The following is a 25027-nucleotide window of genomic DNA, read 5'->3' as shown; positions in this document are numbered from 1 at the left end:
TTTGTTTTGTTGTATTATTTAATTAAGACAAAAGGATAAAAGAAAGGAGACCAAGATGTCCTGGACATTTGATAACAAAAAACCCATTTATTTACAGATTATGGAGAAAATCAAGCTTCAGATTGTTTCCCATACACTGGAACCCAATCAACAACTTCCAACCGTGAGGGAATTAGCTAGCGAGGCCGGGGTCAATCCCAACACCATCCAAAGAGCCTTGTCAGACCTCGAACGAGAAGGATTTGTCTACAGCAAGCGAACAACTGGACGATTTGTGACCGAGGATAAGGAGCTAATCGCCCAATCACGCAAACAATTATCGGAAGAAGAATTGGAACACTTCGTTTCCTCCATGACCCATTTTGGCTATGAAAAAGAAGAACTACCAGGCGTAGTCGGTGATTATATTAAAGGAGTTTAAGCCTATGTCATTACTAGCATTTGAAAATGTATCCAAATCTTATGGAGCAACCCCAGCCCTTGAAAATGTTTCTCTTGACATCCCAGCTGGAAAAATTGTTGGTCTCCTTGGACCAAACGGCTCAGGGAAAACAACCCTGATTAAACTAATCAATGGCCTCTTACAACCAGATCAAGGACGCGTCCTTATCAACGATATGGACCCAAGCCCAGCAACCAAGGCCATCGTAGCTTATTTGCCAGATACGACCTATCTCAATGAGCAAATGAAGGTCAAAGAAGCCCTAACCTACTTCAAGACCTTCTATAAAGATTTCAATCTTGAACGCGCCCATCATCTGCTTGCAGACCTAGGCATTGATGAAAATAGTCGTCTCAAGAAACTATCAAAAGGAAACAAGGAAAAGGTACAACTGATTTTGGTTATGAGCCGTGATGCTCGTCTCTATGTTCTGGACGAACCCATTGGTGGGGTGGACCCAGCAGCCCGTGATTATATCCTCAATACCATCATCAACAACTACTCCCCAACTTCTACCGTTTTGATTTCTACCCACTTGATTTCAGATATCGAGCCAATCTTGGATGAAATTGTCTTCCTCAAAGACGGAAAAGTCGTTCGTCAAGGCAATGTAGACGATATTCGCTATGAGTCGGGTGAATCCATTGACCAACTCTTCCGTCAGGAATTTAAGGCTTAAGCAAAGGAGATTATTTATGTTTTGGAATTTAATTCGCTACGAATTTAAAAATGTTAACAAGTGGTATTTAGCCCTCTACGCTGCTGTTCTAGTCCTTTCTGCCCTTATCGGGATACAAGCACAGACCTATAACAATCTGCCTGTCAAAGAAAGCCAACCTGTTTTACTTACTTTTCTAGCCCTCGTCTTTGGTGGCTTGATGATTACACTTGGAATTTCAACTCTTTTCTTAATCATTAAACGCTTTAAAGGCAGTGTCTATGACCGACAAGGCTATCTGACTTTGACCCTTCCAGTATCTGAACACCATATCATCACAGCCAAACTAGTCGGTGCCTTTATCTGGTCGATGATTAGCACTGCTATCCTAGTTCTAAGTGCTGTTATTATTGTGACCATAACGGTTCCAGAATGGATACCTCTTTCTTATGTGATTACATTTGTAGAAACACATCTCCCTCAGATCTTTCTTACAGGTATATCCTTCCTACTAAATACCATTTCCAGCATCCTCTGCATCTACTTGGCTATTTCCATTGGACAGCTTTTCAATGAATACCGTACAGCACTCGCTGTTGCAGCCTACATTGGTATCCAAATCGTCATTGGATTTATTGAACTTTTCTTCAATCTTAGTTCTAATTTCTATGTCAATTCACTTGTAGGACTTAATGATCATTTCTATATGGGAGCAAGTACATCCATTATCGAGGAACTCATTTTCATAGCTATCTTTTACCTCGGAACCTACTACATCTTGAGAAACAAGGTTAATTTGCAATAGTTTCATAATCATAGTTTCATAATCAAAAAGGATAACATCTCATCGTAGAGAGGCTATCCTTTTTCTTTTATCTCATTTTCCGTCTAACTTTATTTAAAAAACAAATCCTTTTAAATCTGATTTAAAGGTCTTGTTTAATTTCTCTATTGTGACACTATCATTATATTCCTTACATATTTTCATAGCTTTGGAACATTCTTTTTTATTTCTTTATCATCCACTCTAAAATTAGTGAAATAGTAATTTTTATGATATACTAGTGATAATAAATTGTTATCGGTAGGAAAATGTCATGAAGTTTATCAATCGTAAAGAAGAGCTTCGTAATTTACAAAAAGATTACACTAATAATTTGAATCGTGGATTGAATCAAGTTTATATCATTAAAGCTGATTCAGGCATAGGGAAATCCGAATTTATTAATGAAATATCTAAGAAGCTAAACTTATCTTTTATAGAAGTTCTTCCATTAGATGATAGCAATGTTTTTTCAACATTTAAAAGATTTGTTATAGAATTGGATAAGCTCAGTAGCGAGTATGGTTATGATGATTTTAAAGAATTTTACACCAAAAAAATGACTAGTGATAAAGCTATTAAAATATTGCTGAAAATTTCAGCAATATTTGGTAAAGCATTTATTGGAACATTTTTTAAAGATAATAATGTTGGACTAGAAGTATCAGAGATTGACTTACCTTCATTGATAGAAGAACCTACTCAATATGAGACATTTGTGCTAAAAGCTCAAGTGGAAAATCTTTTTGAATATGCTAATTATGTTCTAAAACAGAAAAAATTATCTATTTTGTATCCACAAGCCTCTCAGATTGATCGTTCTTCTTTGGATTTATTTAATAAATTAATAGTGGCTTCTCAACAATGTCTGTTTATTTTTGAGTGTGACGATAACAGAGTGGAGCAGTATTTGAAAAATAGTAGTAAATTTTTTCTTAAAACCTATCACTTAAATCGACTTTCTAATGAACATATTCTTCATTACATCCAACAACTAACTGAAAAGTTAGAATTGCATTATGAGCAAATTGATTTTACAATTTTACATGATAGTATTGAAAAAGGAGATTTAGCAGAAATCTCCACAATTTTAAAGGATTTTGATGATAGAGTACGGTTGGATCGGACAGTAAAATTACAGACGATTAAACAAATTGTTGAAGAATTATCAGACAAACAAACAGCCCTTTTAATCTTACTTTCCTTAACAAAGAATAGGTTAGCTCAAGTTGATTTGATGGAAATTTTATCCCAACTATACGGGGAGTTTGATTCGGAAAATATTGATTTTCTAGTAAATAAAGATTTACTAGAACGAAATCACTCTTCCTTATCAATCCCTAATTTTATAGATATGGTTGTTAGCCCTACAACATTTTTCCCTAAGTTAAGATTAGCTCTAAGCTCTCTGTTAGTTAAGTATATTAACCAAAAATTATATGAAACCAATAATGCTGAATATCTTGATATTTTAGTTGACCATTATTTACTTCACCGCCAGTTTTTACAACTCAAATCTATTTTCCCTAAAATTCGAGAGAGATTGATAAGAATTGATTCACAAGAAGGTCGTGTAGCTTATTTTGAAAAATTCAATCTACTACAGCATGATGTAAAAACAATTGATGAAGATTTTATACTGTCACTTGTAAAAATTGCCTATGATGCTAATTTGTATCAACAATCCCTATCTTTCATTAATTTCATCTCTCACAATACTGATAAGGTTGTTTTTGGAAAAGCATTATTACTAAATCGATGTGAAAAATTTGATGCTTCTATTAACTATATTGAAAAAAATATAGTTAAGCTAGATAAAAACTCATCACAACACTTCCAGCTTTCTTTAGTTTTAATAATGAACTTAGTACAAGTTGAAAGAAGAGAAGAAGCAAAACGTATTTTCGAGGAATTAAGTACGCAAAACACTCATCCACTATATCCCTACTTAATCAGATTATCTAATGTTTTTTATAGCCAATTTTCTGACCGTATAAAAATTGTTCAGTCAATTACGGAGAGAATTTTTAAGGAGCAAGATTCTGAATTTTCAGGACTTCATGCTATCTATCTAGCTTACTTATATGCTGTAGACAGAGATGTTTCTCGTGCCGAACAATCTTTAATAACTGCTCGAGACTATTTCGGTGAATCGCTTGTATATAATCATATGATTCTTCATAACGAGGCTACAATAAAATTTTATAGTGGAGATATTGATGAAGCAATACCAGAGTTACTTAATAGCGCAAAAATTACCGCATATGATGAATATGATCGATTTGCCATTTACAATAATTTAGTTGTTTATTATCTCTTAAAGGATAGAGTAGGTAGTCTTGAATGTCAGTCAATTGTTGTTGAATTGGAGGAACTCATCTCAAAGACATATTTTAAGCGTTTTTTGGATAAGATTTACTACAATCTCTATCATTATTATCAAAAAATGTATAACCTCGAAAAAATGGAAGAATACAAAAATAAAATAGAGGAAGATATTATTAAGAATGATTACGAAATGAAGTTAATGTATGAAACTTCGTGGAAACTACCCCTTAATTTAAATGATGAGTAAAGAGTGTTTGTATCATTTCATCATACGTATAGCCATTTATGTTGAATGTTTTAGGTACAACAGATTTTGGATATAACCCAGGATTGGCGTTGATCTCTATTAGATAAAATTCTGCATTTTTTATTCGACCATCTACTCGTATCAATTTATTAGGAGACAAGTTCTTATAAAGTTGCTTTAAGTTGATAATATCTTTATCGCTTAAATAGCAACTTTTTTCGATTTCTACACCAATTTTTTGTTTAATTTCTGAAGTATAAGCCTGATACTTGAATCCACTAGATTCTGGAAAAATAAGTTCAACTTCTTCAAAAAATAACTCTCCTTCATTTTCCAAAATAGTAATAGCTACTTCTCTCCCTTCAATGTATTCCTCTACTAGAATACCATCAAAGTCCTTCATTAATTGCTTGAGTGCCATATCTGCCTGTTCCATATTTTCAACAATAGAGTTTTGTGTAATTCCTATTGATTCTGATTCATAGTTCGGTTTAATAATAATTGGATATTCAAAGTTCGCTAGAATTTCTTTAGTGTATGAATGAGCAAATACTAACAAGCTTTTTGGGACTTTTATACCAAAATTTTCTGCAAATTTCTCTGTCATAAATTTATCTTGACATAAAACTTGTGCATATGGGTCTGGGTTGAAATATTTAATTTTATAATTTTCACAAAATGCTGGGACACTCATGTTTCTAATTCGACTGTTATATCCAAAATCAAAATTTAACACAAAGTCGTCTAGATGATTAAAAACACTTTTTTTGAATCTCTCAAAATTATCGTAAAATATGATTTCATCAATAAATTTAGAAAAACTTTTATGGAGAATATCTCTCAATTCATTGCGAGTGTATTCTCTATTTTCGATAATTTTTGTTTGAATGGATGAATCTGGGTTAACATTTAAAATGACTACTAATCTCATAACTTCTCCTACCGATAACAATTTATTATCACTATACAAAGCACTCAAATAGGTTTATAATAGCATGATTATTGATAAAGGAGATTTTTATGGATTATAAACTTATTTCTACTTACTTAGATTATTGCAAAACTCATAAGCGTTTGAGTTCACACACGATTCGCGCTTATAAGAATGATCTTATGCAATTTTATAACTCAGACTATGATAATGTCGAATCCTATATAGAACACTTGACACAATCTAACATAAAAACGAATACATTAAGAAGAAAAATTGCTTGTATGAAGGTATTTTATAACTATCTAAAATACCAGAACATAATTGAAGAGAATCCCTTCAATCAATTGCGTTTTCAATTTAGAACTGAAAAAATATTGCCTAAAACGATTCCGTATGACATTCTGAAAAGTATTTTTTTATATTTAGAGCAGAGAGTAGTTCTATCTAAAACTGATTATCAAAAACAACACGCTGAAAGAAATCTACTAATTATTTCACTTTTACTTTCAACAGGCATCAGAATTTCTGAACTTTGCAACATTCATCTCAAAGATATTAATCTTTCCAATAAGACAGTCCATATTATAGGAAAGGGTAAGAAAGAACGTATCCTATTTTTAGGAGATCAAACAACCTTCAATTTATTAGAAACATATATAAATAAAACCGGAAATGAAGCCAATGATTTCTTGTTTCCAGGGAAACATTCACTTAAACCATTGTCAGAGCAAAGTGTACGTTTAATTTTAAAGAGAATAGTTGAACAAAACAACTTATCTAGAACTATTACACCACATATGTTTAGACATAGCTTTGCAACAATGCTTCTAGATAATGATGTAGATATTCGATACATTCAACAAATTCTTGGACACAGTTCTATATCAGTCACACAAATCTATACTCACGTATCGCATTCAAAACAAAAAGAAATACTTAGTTCTTTTAATCCTGTATCAGCAATTCATTCTGATAAAAAATGAACACTCATTAAACACACTTATTTCATATATTTATAATTTTTTTGCTATATCCTAATAAGCATTGATAGTATATATCCCCCCAAAAATTTACATTTTTATATGAAGTATTTGTGATAAAGGAGTATAATGACTTTAAAACTAATTACATGTATATCGATAAGGAGGTCAACTCTTTATGCTGAAAAGATTTGTTACTAAGAAACACCTCTTACTTTACTTCTTTTCTATTGCCATTACTTGGTTGGAAGCAATTATCACGCCAGCCCTTGTTCAGAATATTGTTGCCAGTTTTACCAATCAAGAACTAGGTATTCTTTGGAAAGTATTAATTCTAGGAATCCTTGGAAACCTCATCCTCTTACTAGGTTTGGCTGGGAAACGCTATTACTACGCCCGTTTGATTACTGATTTCAAATATGGAATCAAGAGTGCTATTTTCAAGCGATTTTTAAACAGTTATGAGATTGATGAAAAGGATATTTTGTCTGACCTAGAAAACGACGTCAAGCAACTAGAAGAAAGCTATATTGAGCCAACGGTTATCATCATTTCTTCTCTGGGCTTCACAACTGTGTCCATTCTCTATGCCTTATGGACCAATTTTTACCTGGGCTTGATTTTCATCCTCTTCTACTCCTTTCCTGTACTCTGCAGTGCTATCGGATCAAAGCGTTTGGATTCACTTTCTGAAAAGCGGTCCACTGTTAACCAGAGCTACTTAGCAAGCTTGACAAATTTTATTGGTGGTAGCCAACAAATTCGCCATTATCAGGGGCAAGATTTCTTTTTTACTCGCTATCAAAAGCAATTACAAACCAGTCTAGATGCCGAAATCAACTATGAAAAGCAACGAACTTTAAACAGTCTCTTGATCAATAGCATCGATGCCTTTTGTTCTATCACACCTATCGTCATCGGTGGCTTTATGACCTACTATAATTATTTAGATGCGGCGAGTTTTGTGGCCATCTATCTAGTTTCCCATAATATCGGCTATCAATTCCAAGAGTTGGCTTACTTTACCAACACCCGAAAAGCGAATCGAACTCTTCTCAATAAATACCAAAAACTTTTGAACCATTCTGATCCCATCTCGCCTAGAAGCATAGAAAACATTTTCCCTATCCAGCTTAACAGCATCTCCCTAGAAAAAGATGGGAATATCCTCTTATCTCCGATTTCCATACACATCAAGCAAGGAGAAAAAATCGCCATTATCGGGGAAAGCGGCTCTGGTAAAACAACCCTGCTCAATATCATTCATGGAGAAAAGACACCGACAAGTGGTCAGATTAGCTTTGCTGGTCAGAACCTGTCACGTCAAGAAATCACAAGCTTTAGTTCCTATATCCTCCAAGATAGCCATTACTTTGACACGCTATCTTTGGAAGACAATATCCTTCTGGGACTGGATAAAAATAAAGAGACTTTAAATCATATCCTCAAGAAAACAGGATTAGAACATTTGAAAAATCGAACGCTCAGAAATGATAGTCTATCTGGTGGCGAGAAACAACGCTTAGAAATCGCTCGCGCCCTCTACCATGATAGCCAACTCATCTTAGCAGATGAGATTAAGGCCAATCTTGACTTGGAAAATAGCAGAAAGATCAGTGACTTACTCTTCTCCCTACCTCAAACAGTCATTGAAGTCATTCACCACTACACGGAAGAAGACTTAAAAAACTATGACCAAGTCATTCACTTAAGCAGAGAAAAGTAATAGTCTATAACATACGATTTTAAAAAGCAAGGAACTCGAATTCCTTGCTTTTTAACTCAATATCAAACTGGCTACGATAGGGCTGACAAAGACATAGAGAATACCGGTGACACCGATAGCCAAGCCACCCATGGCTCCTGCTACAGAGCCGTATCGGAAGGCTGTTCCCGTTCCGACTGCGTGACCTGTTCCTCCAAGAGAAAGACCAACAGCTACTGGATCATCTATTTTCAACCACTTCAAAAGGGTTGGGCCGATGACACTGGTTAAAATCCCAGTCGCCACTACAACCACCAAGGTCACAGTCGTCAAACCTTGCAATTTTTCTGTAATTCCTACTGCCATAGCGGTTGTCACTGACTTGGGAAAGAGAGAAATGGCTAGGAAAAAGTCCATTCCAAAAATCTTAGCTACAAGGGCTGTGAAAGAGGTATTGACCACTACTGCTAACAGACTACCAAAGAGAATACTCCGAGCATGGTGCTTCATCAAATGAAAACTCTTATAAAGCGGAATCCCTAGAGCCACGGTCGATGGGACAATCAAGTTGTTCAAATAAACCCCACCTTGGTAGTAATCTTGGTAAGAAATACCCGTCACTTTTAGAAAGATGATAATGAAAACAGCTGACAAAAGCAAGGGCGTTGTCAATGGATGAGGAAAACGTCTGTAAATCAGCATTCCCACTAGATAAGCTAAGATAGACAGGGCAAGCCCAAACAGGGGATTGGAAACAAATTCACTCATTTAGCATCTCCTTTCTCATAATCTCCCTCAAACCGTCTCTTGATAAACTGAACTACCAAGGCTATGAGGATAATATTGATAACAGCTGCAAAAAAGACAATCAAGACAATTGGCAAGAGATAGGGAGCAATCACATCAAATTTCTCCATGATTCCCACTGCTGGTGGCAAAAAGAGAATGGTCATATTGGCCAGCAAGAAATTCCCCACCATGTTGACATGCCTGGTTCTCAGCCACTTAAATTGCAGGGCTAGAAAGAGAATAATCAAACCGATAATACTGCCTGGGATGGGCAAATGAAAGAAACTAGAGATTCCCTCTCCGATTAGAGAAATCACAAAGAGAATCATTAATTGAACATATAATTTCATCCTATACTCCATGAAATAGACTTCTTGCATACCAGTTTACTCTTTTTTCAGAAAATTTCAAGGAAATGCACAAGGGATAATGAAAATTAGATATGGAAAGGGGATACAAACAATTCTTGACTTGTGAATTTAGGATAAAATATTCCAGCGTCCTTCTTGCCAGCATTCTTGAAAAGTAGTATAATTATTGCATGCGCAATCATCTTGTAATACAGAGACTGTCCGTTAATGGACATTCTTCTATTTACAACTCTAAAAAGAAAGGAGATACTATGACCTATTTGGAAAAATGGTTTGACTTCAATCGTCGTCAGAAAGAAATTGAAAGTCTCTTGGAAGAGACCATTGCCCAGCAGAGCGAGCAAAGTCTGACCTTGAAAGAGTTCTACCTGCTCTACTATCTGGACTTGGCTCAAGAAAAATCTCTACGCCAGATTGACCTCCCAGATAAACTTCATCTGAGCCCGAGCGCTGTTTCTCGGATGGTAGCTCGCTTGGAAGCCAAAAATTGCGGTCTACTTAGTCGCAGGTGTTGTGATCAAGATAGACGCTCTAGTTTTATCTGCCTGACAAGTGATGGGCAAAAGACACTGGCCACACTACAAAAGGCTGTTGAAAAAAGCTTGGAAACTGGTTTGGATTTCTTGATTTAAGATGATTTTAGTAAAAAGTTGCGTGCGCAATCATTTTTCTTGACATTCTCTTTTACAAGGAGTAAAATAAAATCATCATTAAACAAAGGAGTTTTAAACATGATTGAAATTACCTATCTAGATGCCAGCAAGAATGAAAGAACTGTAACTTTCGAATCTTATGAAGACTTTGATCGTTCGCAACAAGCTTGCCTTATCGGCGTCGCAGACTACTACCCTGTCCAAAAATTAACCTACAACGGTCATGATTTGGACTACCATGGGACTTACGGAGATGTCTTCTTCTATCTCATGAAACAAGATTTAAGCCAATATAACTAAAAAAGGAGAAATACAATGGCAAAAGCAATTACAGATGCAACATTCGAACAAGAAACAAAAGACGGTTTGGTCTTAGTAGACTTCTGGGCAACTTGGTGTGGTCCATGTCGTATGCAAGGTCCAATCTTGGACAAATTGTCTGAAGAACTTTCAGAAGATGTCTTGAAAATCGTTAAAATGGACGTTGATGAAAATCCAAACACAGCTCGTGCTTTTGGAATCATGTCTATCCCAACTCTTCTCTTCAAAAAAGACGGTCAAGTGGTGAAACAAGTTGCTGGTGTTCACACAGCAGACCAAATCAAGGCCATCGTTGCTGAATTGAGCTAATCACATTAGAGACCAAGTACTTGCTTTGGTCTCTTTTTTCTTGCCCTTTGCCATTTTTCAAAAAATATGCTAGACTATAGGTAGAATATTACGATGTTTGGGACATGCCATCGCTAAAAAAAACCTTGACTTGGTATTTTTTAGCTCCCTCAAGGGAGCTTTTTGCGTGCTCTAAACATTTCCCATTTTGGAAGGAGTACTATGAAACGTCAATCAGCCTTGGTCGTCTTTAGTGGCGGTCAAGATTCTACAACCTGCCTCTTTTGGGCTAAAGAACACTATGAAACAGTCGAAGCTGTCACCTTTGCCTACGGTCAACGCCACCATCTTGAAATTCAAGTTGCCCAAGAAATCGCTAAGGAACAGGGGATTCGTCATCACATCCTAGATATGTCTCTACTGGGACAAATCACTGAAAATGCCTTGACCTCTGATCTGGAAATCGAGCAAAAAGAGGGAGAGGTGCCTAATACCTTTGTTGACGGTCGCAACCACCTCTTTCTGTCCTTTGCGGCAGTTCTTGCCAAGCAACGAGGCATTAAAGATATCGTGACAGGTGTCTGCGAGACAGACTTCTCAGGCTACCCTGATTGTCGGGATGTCTTTGTCAAATCTCTTAATGTTACCCTCAACCTTGCTATGGATTACGACTTTGTTATCCAAACACCTCTCATGTGGCTAGACAAGGCTGAAACTTGGGAATTAGCCGACCAACTCGGTGCCTTTGACTATGTTCGTGAAAAGACCTTAACCTGCTACAACGGAATTATCGGGAGCGGCTGTGGAGATTGTCCAGCCTGCCACCTACGGCAACATGGTCTAGATGTTTATCTCTCACAGAAAGGAGAAGCCTAATGTTTTTTGCACCCAAAGAAATCAAACAGGAAACTGGGGAGTCTCTTGTCTACAATCCTCACAGAACCTTGGTATCAAAAGAGTTTACCTTCGATGCTGCCCACCATCTCTTTCACTATGAGGGAAAATGCAAATCCCTTCATGGTCACACCTATCATCTGCAGATTGCTGTCAGTGGATTTTTAGATGAACGTGGCATGGCCTATGATTTCGGAGACATCAAAGCTATCTATAAGAACTACTTAGAGCCCCACTTGGATCATCGCTATCTCAATGAAACCCTGCCCTATATGAACACGACTGCTGAAAATATGGTTTACTGGATTTTCCAAACCATGAACCAAGAGTTGCCAGACGAACGTGGTCTCCGTTTGGAATACGTTCGCCTCTATGAGACTCCGACTGCCTTTGCGGAATTTAGACGGGAGTGGTTAGATGACTAGGGAACGTGTCCTCAAACTACCAGTTTTGGAAATTTTTGGCCCAACCTTTCAAGGCGAAGGCCGTGCAATCGGGCAGAAAACCATGTTTGTCCGCACTGCTGGTTGCGACTACCACTGCGACTGGTGCGATTCTGCCTTTACTTGGGATGGCTCTGAAAAGCCAACTCGCATGACAGCTGATGAAGTAATCGCTGAGTTAGATAAACTAGGAAGCTATGACTACGTCACCCTATCTGGGGGAAATCCTGCTATCCTAGCAGCCAACATGGCTGAACTGGTCACCAAGCTCAAGGAACGTGGTGTCACTCTGGCTGTTGAGACCCAAGGCTCTCGCTGGCAAAATTGGTTAAAAGACATCGACCAAGTCACCCTGAGTCCCAAACCACCTTCATCAAAAATGGAAGTCAACTTTGAAACTTTGGACTTTATCGTTTCCCAACTAGATCCAGACAAGGTCACCTTTAAAATCCCTGTCTTTGATGATGCAGATTTAGCCTTTGCCAGAGGCATACAAGAACGCTACCAACCAGATGTTCTCTTCTTATCAGCAGGAAATCCTGAGCCCAAGGCTACGGGTAATATTGTCCAAGACCAACTGGACCGTCTCAAAGAACTCTGGGAACGCATCGCTGCCGACGATAGCTGGGGCAATGTCCGCGTCCTTCCTCAACTGCATACCCTCCTCTACGATAATCAACGTGGTGTTTAAAATTAGAAAGAAAAAATCATGTCACAACAAGAAGAAATGAAAAACCTCAGCCTCCTCGGCAACAAAGAAACCAACTACATTTTCGAATATCAACCAGAAGTCCTCGAATCCTTTGACAATCGTCATGTGGAAAATGACTATTTCATCAAATTCAACTGCCCTGAATTTACCTCACTGTGCCCAATTACCGCTCAACCAGACTTCGCAACCATTTATATTTCCTACATTCCTGACAAGCTCTGTGTCGAGTCAAAATCCCTCAAACTCTACCTCTTTAGCTACCGAAACCATGGAGATTTTCATGAAAACTGTATCAACACCATCGGGAAAGACTTGGTTAATTTGCTAGACCCTCGCTATTTAGAAGTCTGGGGAAAATTCACTCCGCGCGGTGGCATTTCAATCGACCCCTACTACAACTACGGTAAACCTGGAACTAAGTATGAAGGCTTGGCAGAACAACGCCTCTTCCAACACGACCTTTATCCAGAGAAAATTGACAACCGTTAAACTCTTCGGAAATCTCTTCAAACCGCGTCAACGTCGCCTTGCCGTATGTATGGTTACTGACTTCGTCAGTTTCATCTACAACCTCAAAATCATGTTTTGAGCTGACTTCGTCAGTTCTATCTACAACTTCAAAACAGTGCTTCGAGCAGTCTGCGGCTAGTTTCCTAGTTTGCTCTTTGATTTTCATTGAATATAAACAGATACGAAAAAGCCCTGTTCCTCAAAACGAGGGGCAAGGCTTTTTGAGTTTCAATTATTCTTCTGTTCCTAGGAATTTTTTTGCAACGAGGGCTGCAAGAACTCCACCAGCGATTGGTGCAAGGATGAAAATCCAAACTTGTCGAAGGGCTGCGCCACCTACCAAGACAGCTGGTGCCAAGCTACGAGCTGGGTTTACTGAAAGTCCAGTGATGTTCAATCCAACAAGAATCATAGCCATCAATGACAAACCTATTACCAAACCAGCAATCGCGCCATTTCCCTTTCTTTCTGAAGTCACGGTCATGATAACCAAAACAAATAAGAAAGTTGCGATGACTTCAAACAAGAAACCGCCAAAGACAGTGACACCGTTTGCCAAGGCATTTTCACCAAGACTAGCAGTTGACATCCCTGAGTTAGCCAAGAGGAAGAAGACAGCGCCAGAAGCAATAAAAGCTCCAACAACCTGACCAAGGATGTAGTTGACAAGGTCTTTTGATGACAAACGTTTGTTAACAAACATAGCGATCGAAACAGCTGGGTTCAAATGAGCCCCTGAAACAGTTCCGATTGAGTAGGCTGCAACTACGATTGCCAGACCAAAGGCAAAGGCAATTCCAAGGTGACCAAGGCCATCAAGACCATTTCCAAAAACAACAGCTCCTGTTCCGATGAACACAAGCATGAAAGTACCGATTAACTCAGCGACAAATTGTTTCATTTTCTTTCTCCTTTTTTCAAAAACTAGATACTAGTCTATCAAAAGAGGGAAAGGGTTTCAAGAAAATTGCTTGGAAAGTTTTTTGAAAATCTGACTCGCTTTTTCTTAGTATTGAAAAGACTGGATAGCTTCTTTCAAGTCATCTTGTAAACTATTTCTCTGGTCAAGTTGGACATATACTTCCAACAGACAGGATCTGAAGTTGGAAAATTTATAAAAATCTTCCCTTTCTTCTATCGGAAAGTCAACATCTTTTATCCAAGAAGCTACTTGCTCTTGCTCCAACTTCCCTTGTAAAATAGGTTCATAGATCACTCTTGCTAAACGCCAATCCTCATCATCTGTAAAACGAATCGAAATTCTTTTAAATAGTTGGCCAAGTATATCAAATACTTCATGAACTCTGGTTTTAGGAAAGTTTGGATGACAAACCACCTCTGTCAGTAAATCGGCTCCATGTGCAAAAGCATGAACCCAACCATACTAACTTGAAAAACCCCTTGTATCCTTTTCTTTTGAAAGATAGTACAAACCTTGATTTAAAAGAACATTACGAATTTCTGCTTTTAATACCTGATAAAAAATCGATTGCTGGTTGGCATCCGCAGACAAGAGATTTACATAAACAAGTGCCCTAAAAGAACGTTCAAGTGTTGGCAGGCCTACCTTATCAATCTCTTTATCTAACCCTCCATCAGATAAAATTTCCTCAGCAATGAAATAAAATTGTTCCTGTGTAAATAGCTCTTCCTGAATCCCTCTAGCAAAGCTTGTAAAAACAAGGTCATCGCGAATTTCTGGAGAAGAATCTCCCAAATGGTCAAGCAACCACTGGATTTCTTCCTCATGATAACTTGGTTTTTCTTCTGCTATTTTTCTAAGTAACTCTTGATACATGGTCAATACCTCTACATTTCTAGCAACTTGATATAATCTAGACCCCATTTCTCGACAGCATCTAAAACAACTCTGAATTCCTGTCCCATTTCGGTTAAGCTGTACTCAACTCGTGGTGGAACTTCGGCATAGACCTTTCGTTGAACAATCTTATCCTTCTCTAATTGACGGAGATGACGGGTCAAAATAGTTTGAGTAATCCCAGGCAATAATCTCTGCAATTCTTTAAATCGTTTGGTACCCGTACTCAACTGATAAATGATTACCAGTGCCCATTTCCCCGTTAAAACCCTCTGCGTTGTCGCAAATGGACAAATACCATACTCACTCACTTTACTTGTCATAAAATATCTTCTTTCTATTTTTTTAAAAAAATTTATCTTTTAGTATCAATAAAAGTACTATTTTTGATACTAGCTATCAAAAAAGTGTCTACTTGTTTTTTTGTATGTAACTGTTACAATTATATCATAAAAAAGAAATGGAGAATATATATGTCAACAAACTTAGAAATTTTCAATGCTTATAATCAAGCTTTAATTGCTGGTGACTTTCCTGGTGTCTTTGAAACGATAGCAGACGATATTGTCTGGCATCAACCTGGTAATCATAGTCTATCTGGTACAGTTGTTGGTAAGGACAAGCTAGGAACTCACTTGGCTACATTTGCTGAGAAAACTAATGGGACCTTTAAGGTGGTAACAAATTGGGTTTCTGACAATAAGGATTTAATCGCAGCCAATGTTACTTTTCTTGGAACACGGGCTGATGGTACTGAACTCAATATGAACGGGATTGACCTCTTCCGCATTGAAGACGGAAAAATCAAAGAAGTTTGGCTCTTCTCTTCAGATCAAGCTGAAGAAGATAGCTTTTGGGGATAATTTAAGAGGCCAGGACAAAAAATTTTGATTTTAGGAATTCTTTATTCTAAATTTTTAAAATCGATAGATTAGAAAAAAGCGAACAAGACAGAATTCTGAGTTTCAGATAACTCGTTTTGTTCGCTTTTTATATTTAAGGTTAAACTTTTGTCCCAGACTCTTTTAATTTACTCTCCCAACTGGGCACTGTAGGCGATAATCTGGTCAACTGTGTCAGACAAGAATTGGATTGTATCACGAAGTGGTTTGTCTGTTGAAATATCAGCACCGATAATCATGGCTGACTCAAGTGGTGTCTTGCTACCACCTGATTTGAGGAGATTGATCCAATCTTCAGCTCCAGTTTCTGAGTTTTTAAGATGGAGGTAACCTGCAGTCGAAATCACAAGTCCAGCTGAGTAGGTATAACTATACAAACCCATGTAATAGTGAGCTTGGCGCATCCAAGTCAAAGCCGCATCATCATCGATTTCAATGGCATCTCCCCAGAAATCCGTCAAAACTTCCTTCATAATGCTGTTAAGTTTGCTTGCCCCAAAGGTTTCGCCTTCTTCAATCAATGTATACACCTTACGCTGGAAGGCTGCTTCCAAGAGGTGAGTAATGAAATTATGGAAGTAAGTATCTGTCAAACGGTGAGCAAGGGCGAAACGTTTTTGACGAGGGTCGTCAGACTGGTGCTCCAAGTAGTCACTGAGAAGCAATTCATTGAAGGTTGACGGCGCTTCGACATAGTAGGTCGACATGTGGGCGTTGAAGTAGCTTTGGTGATTATCCGAAAAGATGAATTGACCAGAATGCCCGATTTCATGGATCAAGGTATAGACATCACTCAAACGGCCTGTCCAGCTCATGAGGACATAAGGGTGCACGCGATATGGATCCGCCGCATATCCACCAGAATCCTTACCACTATTGGCAGCAAAGTCCACCCAGCGCTCTTCTTGATAGCGAGCAACTTCCTGACAATATTCTTGCCCCAAAGGTTCTACTGACTTCATGACCAAATCATAGGCGTCATCAATAGTCACTTGAGGATTGAGGGCGCTATCCAAGTCCAATTTCCAGTCTGCAAAAGTCATCTTTTCAAGACCATTCACCTTGGCAACGTGTTTGAGATATCTCTGAGCAACTGGCGCAAAATCCTTCATGATGAGGTCAATCTGACGATCAAACATAGCACGATCTACTTCTTGTTCAGCTAGAAGATAGTCAAAGACAGAGTCGTAGCCCTTCATATCTGCCAAGATTTTTTCAGACTTGACTTGGGCTAGATAGGCTGCTGCAGCCGTATTTTGGTGCTTACGAAGACCTTCTGAGAAGGAACGGAAAGATTTCTCACGAACCTCAGCGTCCTCATGATTTTGGTAGAAATTTTCATAGGTCACAAAGCTGTTTTTGTAGGTCTTGCCATGGGCTTCAAAGTCAGCCATTTCAAAATCCCCAGCTCGCATCTTAGTATAAATGTCCTGTGGACTGTAGAAAACTTCACCGAGATTAGTCAAAGCTTTCTCCACATCCGCCCCTAGATAGTGGGCTTTTTTGATTTTTGCCTGACGAATAGCTGCTGTCAAATGTGGCAATTCACCCAAACGGTCCAAGACTTCCTCGTCCGCTGCCACCAAGGCATCGTCAAAAAAGGTCAAGGCTACACTGGCATCTGTTTCAAATTCCATCCCAGCTTGGGCAATATTGGCAAATTCTTCATTGCTATAGTCTGTCGTCTGCGGCATAAAGGCATAATTGCCGATATGGCTCATCTGGATATAGATTTGCTCCAATTCCGCAAATGCCTTTTCAAAATCTTCAAAAGTATGAAGATTTCCCTTGTAATCACGGCTAAATTGGTTAATATCTTCGCGAGCCTTCTCGATTGCACGCAAGAAATCCTCACGGTCTTGGTATAGGGCTGTTAAATCCCAAAGTTCCTTTTCTGGAAATTCTGAACGATGTTTTTGTTCCATTTTCTTCCTCTTATTTCTCTAATTCTAATAAAACACTAAGGGCTGACAGGGCATAAAGCGGTGCTGTTTCTGCTCGCAAAATACGAGGACCAAGACCTGCCAAGACTGCTCCTTTAGCTTCAAAACTCTCGATTTCTGCAGGTGAGAGACCACCTTCTGGACCAAAGATAAAGAGCAATTTAGCTCCTTTTTCCAGTCCAGCAACTGCTTGTATAAGTGCGGCGGCTTCTCCTTCTTTTGCCGACTCTTCATATGCCACTACGATAGAGTCAAACTGGTCAAACTGAGCTAGAAAATCTGCTTTTTTCTCGAAAAGTTTGATACTTGGAACCATATTACGCTTGCTTTGCTCTGCTGCTCCAAGGGCGATTTTTTCTAGTTTTTCAACCTTTTTACCCAATTTCTTGCCATCCCATTTGGCGACCGACCAATCGGCAGGAAAGGCCCAAATTTGGCTGGCACCCAGTTCGGTTACTTTTTGAGTGATAAACTCCAGCTTGTCTCCCTTAGGAAAGCCGGATGCGATGGTCACTTGGACTGGCAGTTCCACATTGTCATCTAGTTCTTCTACCAATTCAAACTGACGATTTTCCACATCCAGCACACGCGCCAAGCGCTTGATGCCATCCTCAAAGACTAAGGTCACCTCGTCATCTTCTTTCAAGCGCATAACCTGAAACATATGCTTGCTGGTTTCCTTGTCCTCGATGGTGACAGGAGAGATAGCACTGCCTTTGACAAAATACTGTTGCATGCTAGCCTCCAATCACACCGGAAATATCCTTGGTTTTCTTGAAGACGCAGGCATTCCATTCCCCTTGAATCATGTGGGTTTCAAGGAAAAATCCAGCTGACTCAGCCGACTCGCGCACCATGTCCCACTTGTCCTTGATAATCCCACTCATGATGAGGTAGCCTTCATCCTTGACCAAGCGATAAGCATCATCCGTCAGATAAACGAGGATATCCGCCAAGATATTAGCTACAATCACATCTGCCTTAATCTCCACACCCTTGAGCAAATCGCCTGGCGCTACATGGATGTTTTCCATATCTGGATTGAGCTCAATATTTTCCTGAGCCACACGAACTGCCACATCATCTAGGTCATAGGCGAAGATTTCCTTGGCACCAAGTAGCGAGCTAGCAATGGAGAGAACCCCTGAACCAGTCCCCACATCTAGCACCGTTTCGCCACCACGAAGAACCTGTTCCAAGGCAAAGAGACTCATCTTGGTTGTTGGATGCGTCCCCGTACCAAACGCCATGCCTGGATCTAGCTTGATAATCTTTTCTCCCGCAATTGCCTCATAGTCTGTCCACGACGGCACGATAGTCAAATCATGAGTAATTCGAGCTGGCTCATAGTATTTCTTCCAGTTGTCCGCCCAGTCTTCCTCAGCCAAGGCAGTCGTACCCATTTTTACCTCTCCCAAATCAATAAAATCTTTCAATTCTGATATGCGAGCCTGCAAGTCCGCCTCAACCTCTACCACATCCACCGTTTCAGGGTAATAGGCTGTCACAACGATTTCTTCTTGCTGCTCTACCTCTGGGAAAATCTCGCCGAAGCGGTCCACATTTCCCACATAGTCCATACTGTCTTCAATCGCAACACCTTGCGCTCCCAGCTCAATCAAGAGATTGGAAACTAATTCCTCTCCATCACGCTTCACTGTAACTTTTAACTCTTGCCATGTTTCCATTATTAAGATACCAAGCCCGTAAAACACAAAACCAAAATAGGAAATTCTCTGAAGACGCTTGTGTCTAAGAGAAGTTTATCTTTTTGGCACAGTGTTTAGGGCGGGTTCAGTTTAGAAATGTAACCGAACCATCCTTTCTAATCACTTACTTTTAAATAATCTTTTAATCTCTCTCGCAACTGAGGCACAACTTGACTGGAAGTGAGAAACTCCTCAACATTCATCAACTGATAGCCCTGTCCTTCATCACCAAAGGTGATATTGTCAAATTGTTCTTGACTGATCTGACCGACCATAAAGACCGACTGTCTGCCTTCATAGAGCATGCTGGGATAGACCTTGCTCCAGAGCAGGCAATCCTCATTTAAATGAATTCCCAGTTCTTCATAAACTTCACGCGCCACGCACTCAAAAGGGCTCTCGTCCCCTTCACGACCACCACCTGGCAACTCCCACATATTGGGACAAGGGATATCGTCCTTGTCATCACGCAAAATCGTCAGTAGCTTATCCCCACAAAAGAGGGCAATTTTAGAACCTGTGAAATCAGAAATTTCTATTTCCATATTAGACTCCTTCGGTTAATTCCTTTTCCAGCTCGGCTAACCAGTTTTGATAATAGCTTTTCTCATCCCGTAACATCCGACTGCTATTCATTTTATGTCTAGCAATCTTCATAGCCTTGTGAGTTTGAACTACATCTTTCTTCACCTTAAATTGATACCAAGCTTGAATGACCTGCATATCTGCTGTTTTTATAGATAAAAAGGATTTGACCCCTCGAATACTTGCATATTCTTCCGCCTTCTTATTATCTCCTTCTATCAGAGCAATTTGAAGAAGGTATAATTGAGAAATAGTTTTAGACATTGGATTATCTGTTTTCTCTAACACAGACTGAAACTGTTGCTTTGCAAACTCTATATTATCATCCAATATGAATACCAATCCCTGAAGAGTCTGAACACTTTCTGCAAAACTCCCTCTCACCTCCTCATCAACAGACATGATAAAGTCTTTTAAATCATATTCTTGAGGAGCTAGCAAGGTCTGGGCAGAATGCCTCAACATCAGGTAGGCGTATTTCGTATTTTCAGGACGTTGTAGCAATTCCCAAATTTTTGCTCCATCGGTAATCCCAACTGGCAAAATGTTATTTAGGAAGAAAGACAAATTAAGAAAAATCCAAGTCCCTGCAAAATACCAGCTTCTTGTCAAAAATCCAAACACTATCGCCAACAATATCAAGCTGAGATGAACCATCAAGCCTCCTGAAAGCATCAGGATGATTCTTTGATCGCTTTCATCCTCTTTTAAACCAATGTATTGAGCACCAACATTTTTCAGAATGGCTGTTCTACTAAGATGAAACCTGCCTGACTTTTTGGTCAAAATAAAATGTCCTAATCCAAAAGCCACCAGCCGATAGCCTGTCAAGTAGCCACAAAAAGCATGTCCCAGCTCATGAAGAATAAAGATTAAATACATGCTTAGAAGAGCGAAGGCATAACCAAAAGTAAAGACTAAAACTGCGGAATATCCCAGCTCTGCAAATGCTATTGTTCCACAAGCACAAGCCAGCATAATAAAGACAACAGCTAGTACATAAACCAAATAAATCCCAATTTTCTTCATAAAATCTCCATCCAACTCCTAGTATCTCGGATAAGGATAAAACTCTCCCTCTTCCAAGCCTACTTTTCCTTCTTCAAAGACTTCTTGGTTCCATTCCATGACAAATTCTTCTGCTTCTGGGTCTTCCAAAAAGTCCATAAGGGCATCTAGCCCAACCTCAGCAGTATCTTTAAGGAATAGCGCAAAATAAGCTAAAAACTCACGAGAAAAGCCTTTTTTAGGTAGGTAAGGAATGACCGTCAAATAGTCTTCCTCATTGATGGTTGACTTGGCAGGATTGTAAAAAAGCACTGCTTCTTCAAAGAGAATATCATCCGATGAAACCTCTCCGTCTTCATCTACCATCTCCACACCTGCAGCATTTTGCGCTTCCAATAGAAAACTCACTTCTACCGCGTGATTGCGCTTATCCCAACTAATCTCAAAGTCAAATGGAAAATTCTTCTCCAACTCTTCCTCTAAAACATCTAAAAATCCATATGTTGCCATTTTGTCCTCTTTCTATGCGACTCTTAAATCGCCCCGATTGCTCGGAATTATGCTAAAATAGATACTACCATCTTACCACAAAATTATTTTATGTCCTAATTATACCATATTACCTCATTTAATCCCTTGATATCAGTGATTTTCTTAAACGGTTGATTTCCTTATTTTTTCCAAAAACTCAACACAAAAAACCCTCGAAAGGGCTAGCAAATCTATAGGATCAATAGACAAGTAACTAGCACAATTAGATGTGCTTTTTTATTGGCCATTCCCACGATGTCACACTTAATCTTATGCTTGTATTTTCTTATCTGCAATAGCGTCTGTCAAAGTCTGAGAAAAGTTAAGTCCCATTTCTCGTCCCAACTTATCTGCCCATCTTGGTATGGTCAAGGTCTTTTTAATTGGTTCTTGACTTCCTAAGTACTCTGATACATCAACAGATACCATAGAAATAAACGATTTATCAAGGTCATAGGTTGACACGAAATCTTCATCATCTTTAAAAGGATCATTATCAATTAAAGACAAGCTATTGATATCTGATGGCTGGGGCAAATCTCCATCACTCTCTATCAAATCTGCAACAGTTATACCTAACCACTCCGAACCCATAGCCAAAGCCTCAGAAATCCCCTCGCCTTGTGTAGCGGAGTATTCAAAATCCGGGAAATGGACAAAATAAGTCGCTTTTACCCCATCTGTATCATCATAATAAAATAAAGCTGGATACGTAACTAACATCTCACTACCTCCATATCAAAAAGCAGGGGCTGAATTTTACAACCCAGCTTGCTTTCTTATCCCTCTTTCAGTGTACTTATTCAGCTCACCATGGGGGATTGTGATAGGTCTTTCCCCTTGCTTCTCCATTTTAATATGGGAGCCTTTACCGCCTCTAGTCTTTATCCAACCATGGGCCGTAAGGAGTTTGACCATCTCTTTTTGTGTCATAGGCATAGCGCTTTTACCTCCTGACAACACCATTATAACACGTGCTACACGTATTGTAAAGAATGAAACGTATTATTCTCTTATACCATCAAAGATCCTAGATTCAGTTCTAAGAGCTTCTAATTTATTCATACCTATTTTTCTAATTAGTAGTAAAAACTGCTTCTTTATCGAGCAATTCATCATCTGTATAGTCAATTGTAAAAGTATCTCGAACTAAGACAGATTGAGGCGGAGTTGAATGAATCATAGGAACACTGCGGACCCTATATTTTTTATCTCCAATTTTTACAAACTGATACTCTTCGAAAATCAAATTCAAACCACGTCAACGTCGCCTTACCGTATATATGTGACTGACTTCGTCAGTCTTATCTACAACCTCAAAACAGTGTTTTGAGCAGCCTGCGGCTAGTTTCCTAGTTTGCTCTTTGATTTTCATTGAGTATGATTAACTCTCAAGTCTTCGAAATCAGGATTTTCAACAGTTATTACAAGGAGGCGATTTACTACTTTAAAAACATCAATTATTCTATTTTTCATATTTTTCTAATTCATAATTATTAGAATGAACTTCTTGGTAAGCAAAATCAAGTTTAGGTTTAATGTTTTCGTACAAATCTAAAATCTCTTTTGGAGTATCTTCACGGAAGATAAATTTTCTTTTTCCTGAAATAACTTGATCACTAAAAATCCATTGTCGAATTTGTTTTGTAAAAATCAAAATTTCCTGACTTGGTAATTCCATTACTTATCACCTCTCCTTCATTATAATTCATACAATAATATTTAGCAATATTATTTCTCAAGTCAGTAATTCCACTTCTTTAGGCTCAACTATCATATTTTGATCTTTAAGGAAAATCAATTCTCTCATGCTGATACCTCTCCTCATCAAATTAAATAGTCAAAAAGCTTCTATCTCGCTCCCGGAATGTTACAAAACCATTGAAATATCACAACTAATAGGCTAGAATGGACATAGTAAGATACATTAGATAAGTTATACTGCTCAAAAAATATGAAATTAAAATCCACGTTAGAAAGGACTGCTATGTCAGACAATCTCGCACTTCGCATGCGCCCTAAAACCATCGACCAGGTCATCGGTCAGGAGCATCTGGTCGGACCTGGAAAAATTATCCGTCGCATGGTGGAAGCCAACCGCCTGTCCTCCATGATTCTCTACGGTCCTCCGGGAATAGGCAAGACCAGTATTGCCTCAGCCATCGCTGGGACTACTAAGTATGCCTTTCGAACTTTCAATGCGACAGTTGATAGTAAAAAACGACTGCAAGAAATTGCAGAAGAGGCTAAATTCTCTGGTGGTCTCGTCCTATTACTAGACGAGATTCATAGACTAGATAAAACCAAGCAAGACTTCCTCTTGCCTCTCTTGGAAAGTGGACTAGTCATCATGATTGGGGCTACAACTGAAAATCCCTTCTTCTCTGTCACTCCTGCCATTCGTAGCCGTGTTCAAATTTTTGAGTTAGAACCTCTGTCTAACCAAGACGTCAAAGAGGCTCTTCAGATAGCTCTAAATAACCCTGAACGTGGCTTTGATTTTCCAGTAAAACTAGATGAGGATGCGCTGGATTTCATTGCGACCTCTACAAACGGAGACCTTCGTTCTGCCTTTAACTCGCTGGACCTGGCTGTTTTCTCTACCCCTGAGAATGACGAGGACATCCGCCATATCACCCTTGATGTCATGGAAAATAGCCTGCAGCGGAGCTACATTACCATGGACAAGGATGGAGACGGTCACTATGATGTTCTATCTGCCCTGCAAAAGTCTATCCGTGGCTCAGATGTTGATGCCAGTCTTCACTATGCTGCCCGCTTGATTGAGGCTGGTGATTTGCCAAGTCTCGCTCGTCGCTTGACCGTTATCGCCTATGAAGATATCGGTTTGGCCAATCCTGAAGCCCAGATTCATACCGTTACTGCTCTTGATGCCGCTCAAAAGATTGGGTTCCCAGAAGCTCGCATTCTCATTGCCAATGTCGTGATTGATTTGGCCCTGTCTCCAAAATCCAACTCAGCCTATGTAGCTATGGATAAGGCACTTGCTGACCTCAAAACATCAGGGCACTTGCCTATTCCGCGACACCTGCGTGATGGGCACTACAGTGGAAGCAAGGAACTGGGGAATGCCCAAGACTATCTCTATCCACACAACTATCCTGGAAATTGGGTCAAGCAAGACTATCTACCAGAAAAAATCCGCAATCATCACTATTTCCAAGCAGAAGATACTGGTAAATATGAACGGGCTTTGTCTCAAAGAAAGGAAGCTATCGACCGTTTGCGAAAAATCTGAAATCCTTTTCAAAAAATTGCACTTTTCTCTTGATTTTTTTCGAAAAAGTGGTATCATATAAACATAGAAACGCTGTGGTGTACGACTTCACACTTAAGTGTTGACCGACTATTTTTTGTATTATTAGGGAAACAAAAGTCTTCTAACAGCATGTAGGCCGTCTCACACGGAAA

31 protein-coding genes and 1 pseudogene are annotated in these 25027 nt (G+C 38.9%); 15 read left to right on the top strand and 17 right to left on the bottom strand.

The features are described 5' to 3' along the window. Positions 1-55 precede the first annotated feature (55 nt). From B7695_RS09000 to B7695_RS11265, 4 genes are all read left to right on the top strand, one after another. Positions 56-421, top strand: coding sequence for a GntR family transcriptional regulator (locus B7695_RS09000; protein WP_000119149.1), 366 nt, complete (start codon positions 56-58; stop codon positions 419-421). A 4-nt stretch (positions 422-425) separates the two neighbouring features. After that, positions 426-1121 (top strand): ABC transporter ATP-binding protein, encoded by a 696-nt coding sequence (locus B7695_RS08995; RefSeq protein WP_004256110.1) that lies wholly within the window; start codon positions 426-428, stop codon positions 1119-1121. Between the two features lie 16 nt (positions 1122-1137). Beyond that, positions 1138-1905 (top strand): hypothetical protein, encoded by a 768-nt coding sequence (locus B7695_RS08990; RefSeq protein WP_084891230.1) that lies wholly within the window; start codon positions 1138-1140, stop codon positions 1903-1905. A 292-nt stretch (positions 1906-2197) separates the two neighbouring features. Beyond that, on the top strand, positions 2198-4498 hold the full coding sequence (locus B7695_RS11265; RefSeq protein WP_084891228.1) for a hypothetical protein: 2301 nt from the start codon (positions 2198-2200) through the stop codon (positions 4496-4498). Here B7695_RS11265 and B7695_RS08980 read toward each other — a convergent pair. Further along, positions 4479-5429: an ATP-grasp domain-containing protein gene (locus tag B7695_RS08980; protein WP_084891226.1), complete on the bottom strand. Its 951-nt coding sequence runs from the start codon at positions 5427-5429 to the stop codon at positions 4479-4481. The two genes, B7695_RS11265 and B7695_RS08980, sit on opposite strands and share 20 nt — an antisense overlap. Positions 5430-5518: 89 nt before the next feature. Here B7695_RS08980 and B7695_RS08975 point away from each other — a divergent pair, with 89 nt between their 5' ends. Continuing rightward, positions 5519-6415 (top strand): tyrosine-type recombinase/integrase, encoded by an 897-nt coding sequence (locus tag B7695_RS08975; RefSeq protein ID WP_084891225.1) that lies wholly within the window; start codon positions 5519-5521, stop codon positions 6413-6415. A gap of 175 nt (positions 6416-6590) precedes the next feature. Further along, positions 6591-8138, top strand: a complete 1548-nt coding sequence (gggC, locus tag B7695_RS08970) for a streptosactin export ABC transporter GggC (protein ID WP_084891223.1) — start codon at positions 6591-6593, stop codon at positions 8136-8138. A gap of 51 nt (positions 8139-8189) precedes the next feature. Here the strand turns inward: gggC and B7695_RS08965 are convergent, their stop codons facing one another. Further along, positions 8190-8885 (bottom strand): LrgB family protein, encoded by a 696-nt coding sequence (locus B7695_RS08965; protein ID WP_001288952.1) that lies wholly within the window; start codon positions 8883-8885, stop codon positions 8190-8192. Then, a complete protein-coding gene (locus B7695_RS08960) occupies positions 8882-9256 on the bottom strand; it encodes a CidA/LrgA family protein (RefSeq protein ID WP_000781325.1) in 375 nt (124 codons plus the stop codon). Before B7695_RS08960 ends, B7695_RS08965 begins: the two co-directional genes overlap by 4 nt. Positions 9257-9528: 272 nt before the next feature. Between B7695_RS08960 and B7695_RS08955 the strand changes: the two genes are divergently transcribed. The 7 genes from B7695_RS08955 to queF all read left to right on the top strand — a co-directional run bounded on the left by B7695_RS08955 (position 9529) and on the right by queF (position 13077). Next, positions 9529-9909 (top strand): MarR family winged helix-turn-helix transcriptional regulator, encoded by a 381-nt coding sequence (locus B7695_RS08955; protein ID WP_050236971.1) that lies wholly within the window; start codon positions 9529-9531, stop codon positions 9907-9909. Between the two features lie 99 nt (positions 9910-10008). Continuing rightward, positions 10009-10230, top strand: coding sequence for a DUF4649 family protein (locus B7695_RS08950; protein WP_000570256.1), 222 nt, complete (start codon positions 10009-10011; stop codon positions 10228-10230). A gap of 15 nt (positions 10231-10245) precedes the next feature. Beyond that, positions 10246-10560: a thioredoxin gene (gene trxA / locus B7695_RS08945; protein ID WP_001029579.1), complete on the top strand. Its 315-nt coding sequence runs from the start codon at positions 10246-10248 to the stop codon at positions 10558-10560. Between the two features lie 201 nt (positions 10561-10761). Then, positions 10762-11415 (top strand): 7-cyano-7-deazaguanine synthase QueC, encoded by a 654-nt coding sequence (gene queC, locus B7695_RS08940; protein ID WP_050241900.1) that lies wholly within the window; start codon positions 10762-10764, stop codon positions 11413-11415. Continuing rightward, the gene (queD, locus tag B7695_RS08935; RefSeq protein ID WP_000464567.1) at positions 11415-11858 is read left to right on the top strand and encodes a 6-carboxytetrahydropterin synthase QueD; all 444 of its coding nucleotides are present in this window, start codon (positions 11415-11417) and stop codon (positions 11856-11858) included. Before queC ends, queD begins: the two co-directional genes overlap by 1 nt. Next, complete coding sequence (gene queE / locus B7695_RS11260) at positions 11851-12567, top strand: 7-carboxy-7-deazaguanine synthase QueE (protein WP_192855772.1); 717 nt, start codon at positions 11851-11853, stop codon at positions 12565-12567. The genes queD and queE overlap by 8 nt, the downstream gene beginning before the upstream one ends. Positions 12568-12585: 18 nt before the next feature. Further along, a complete protein-coding gene (gene queF, locus B7695_RS11255) occupies positions 12586-13077 on the top strand; it encodes a preQ(1) synthase (RefSeq protein WP_000082587.1) in 492 nt (163 codons plus the stop codon). On the opposite strand, the gene B7695_RS11540 is transcribed toward queF, so the two are convergent. From B7695_RS11540 to B7695_RS08910, 4 genes and pseudogenes are all read right to left on the bottom strand, one after another. After that, on the bottom strand, positions 13004-13264 hold the full coding sequence (locus tag B7695_RS11540) for a hypothetical protein (RefSeq protein WP_084891221.1): 261 nt from the start codon (positions 13262-13264) through the stop codon (positions 13004-13006). The two genes, queF and B7695_RS11540, sit on opposite strands and share 74 nt — an antisense overlap. A 66-nt stretch (positions 13265-13330) precedes the next feature. Continuing rightward, positions 13331-13999: an MIP/aquaporin family protein gene (locus tag B7695_RS08920; protein ID WP_084891219.1), complete on the bottom strand. Its 669-nt coding sequence runs from the start codon at positions 13997-13999 to the stop codon at positions 13331-13333. Between the two features lie 105 nt (positions 14000-14104). Next, positions 14105-14896: pseudogene (locus tag B7695_RS08915) on the bottom strand (DUF2785 domain-containing protein). An 11-nt stretch (positions 14897-14907) separates the two neighbouring features. After that, complete coding sequence (locus tag B7695_RS08910; RefSeq protein WP_084891217.1) at positions 14908-15240, bottom strand: winged helix-turn-helix transcriptional regulator; 333 nt, start codon at positions 15238-15240, stop codon at positions 14908-14910. 150 nt (positions 15241-15390) lie between these two features. Here B7695_RS08910 and B7695_RS08905 point away from each other — a divergent pair, with 150 nt between their 5' ends. Further along, complete coding sequence (locus tag B7695_RS08905) at positions 15391-15780, top strand: nuclear transport factor 2 family protein (protein ID WP_084891216.1); 390 nt, start codon at positions 15391-15393, stop codon at positions 15778-15780. Between the two features lie 167 nt (positions 15781-15947). On the opposite strand, the gene pepF is transcribed toward B7695_RS08905, so the two are convergent. The 10 genes from pepF to B7695_RS08855 form a co-directional block, all read right to left on the bottom strand. Next, on the bottom strand, positions 15948-17744 hold the full coding sequence (gene pepF, locus B7695_RS08900) for an oligoendopeptidase F (RefSeq protein WP_084891214.1): 1797 nt from the start codon (positions 17742-17744) through the stop codon (positions 15948-15950). A 10-nt stretch (positions 17745-17754) separates the two neighbouring features. Continuing rightward, positions 17755-18498 (bottom strand): 16S rRNA (uracil(1498)-N(3))-methyltransferase, encoded by a 744-nt coding sequence (locus B7695_RS08895; protein WP_084891212.1) that lies wholly within the window; start codon positions 18496-18498, stop codon positions 17755-17757. 1 nt (position 18499) lies between these two features. Further along, positions 18500-19450 carry a 50S ribosomal protein L11 methyltransferase gene (gene prmA, locus B7695_RS08890; RefSeq protein ID WP_084891210.1) on the bottom strand — a complete coding sequence of 317 codons (951 nt, stop codon included), beginning with the start codon at positions 19448-19450 and terminating at the stop codon, positions 18500-18502. A 137-nt stretch (positions 19451-19587) separates the two neighbouring features. After that, positions 19588-20016, bottom strand: coding sequence for an NUDIX hydrolase (locus B7695_RS08885; protein WP_084891208.1), 429 nt, complete (start codon positions 20014-20016; stop codon positions 19588-19590). Position 20017: 1 nt separating this feature from the next. Beyond that, positions 20018-21085: a M50 family metallopeptidase gene (locus tag B7695_RS08880; protein ID WP_192855771.1), complete on the bottom strand. Its 1068-nt coding sequence runs from the start codon at positions 21083-21085 to the stop codon at positions 20018-20020. A gap of 18 nt (positions 21086-21103) precedes the next feature. Next, the gene (locus B7695_RS08875; RefSeq protein ID WP_084891205.1) at positions 21104-21574 is read right to left on the bottom strand and encodes a DUF3013 family protein; all 471 of its coding nucleotides are present in this window, start codon (positions 21572-21574) and stop codon (positions 21104-21106) included. 291 nt (positions 21575-21865) lie between these two features. Continuing rightward, positions 21866-22318: a type II toxin-antitoxin system HicB family antitoxin gene (locus tag B7695_RS08870; protein ID WP_033676492.1), complete on the bottom strand. Its 453-nt coding sequence runs from the start codon at positions 22316-22318 to the stop codon at positions 21866-21868. A gap of 36 nt (positions 22319-22354) precedes the next feature. Then, positions 22355-22534, bottom strand: a complete 180-nt coding sequence (locus B7695_RS08865; RefSeq protein WP_001132287.1) for a type II toxin-antitoxin system HicA family toxin — start codon at positions 22532-22534, stop codon at positions 22355-22357. 136 nt (positions 22535-22670) lie between these two features. Then, positions 22671-22850, bottom strand: a complete 180-nt coding sequence (locus tag B7695_RS08860; RefSeq protein ID WP_084891203.1) for a hypothetical protein — start codon at positions 22848-22850, stop codon at positions 22671-22673. A gap of 210 nt (positions 22851-23060) precedes the next feature. Then, entirely contained in the window at positions 23061-23276 is a 216-nt protein-coding gene (locus B7695_RS08855) for a hypothetical protein (protein WP_084891201.1), read from the bottom strand. Positions 23277-23582: 306 nt separating this feature from the next. Between B7695_RS08855 and B7695_RS08850 the strand changes: the two genes are divergently transcribed. After that, positions 23583-24854 (top strand): replication-associated recombination protein A, encoded by a 1272-nt coding sequence (locus B7695_RS08850; RefSeq protein ID WP_084891199.1) that lies wholly within the window; start codon positions 23583-23585, stop codon positions 24852-24854. Positions 24855-25027: the final 173 nt, after the last annotated feature.

It is taken from the genome of Streptococcus mitis, assembly GCF_002096845.1.
Taxonomy (GTDB): Bacteria; Bacillota; Bacilli; order Lactobacillales; family Streptococcaceae; genus Streptococcus; species Streptococcus mitis_A.
This window is presented reverse-complemented; position numbering and strand designations above follow the sequence as displayed.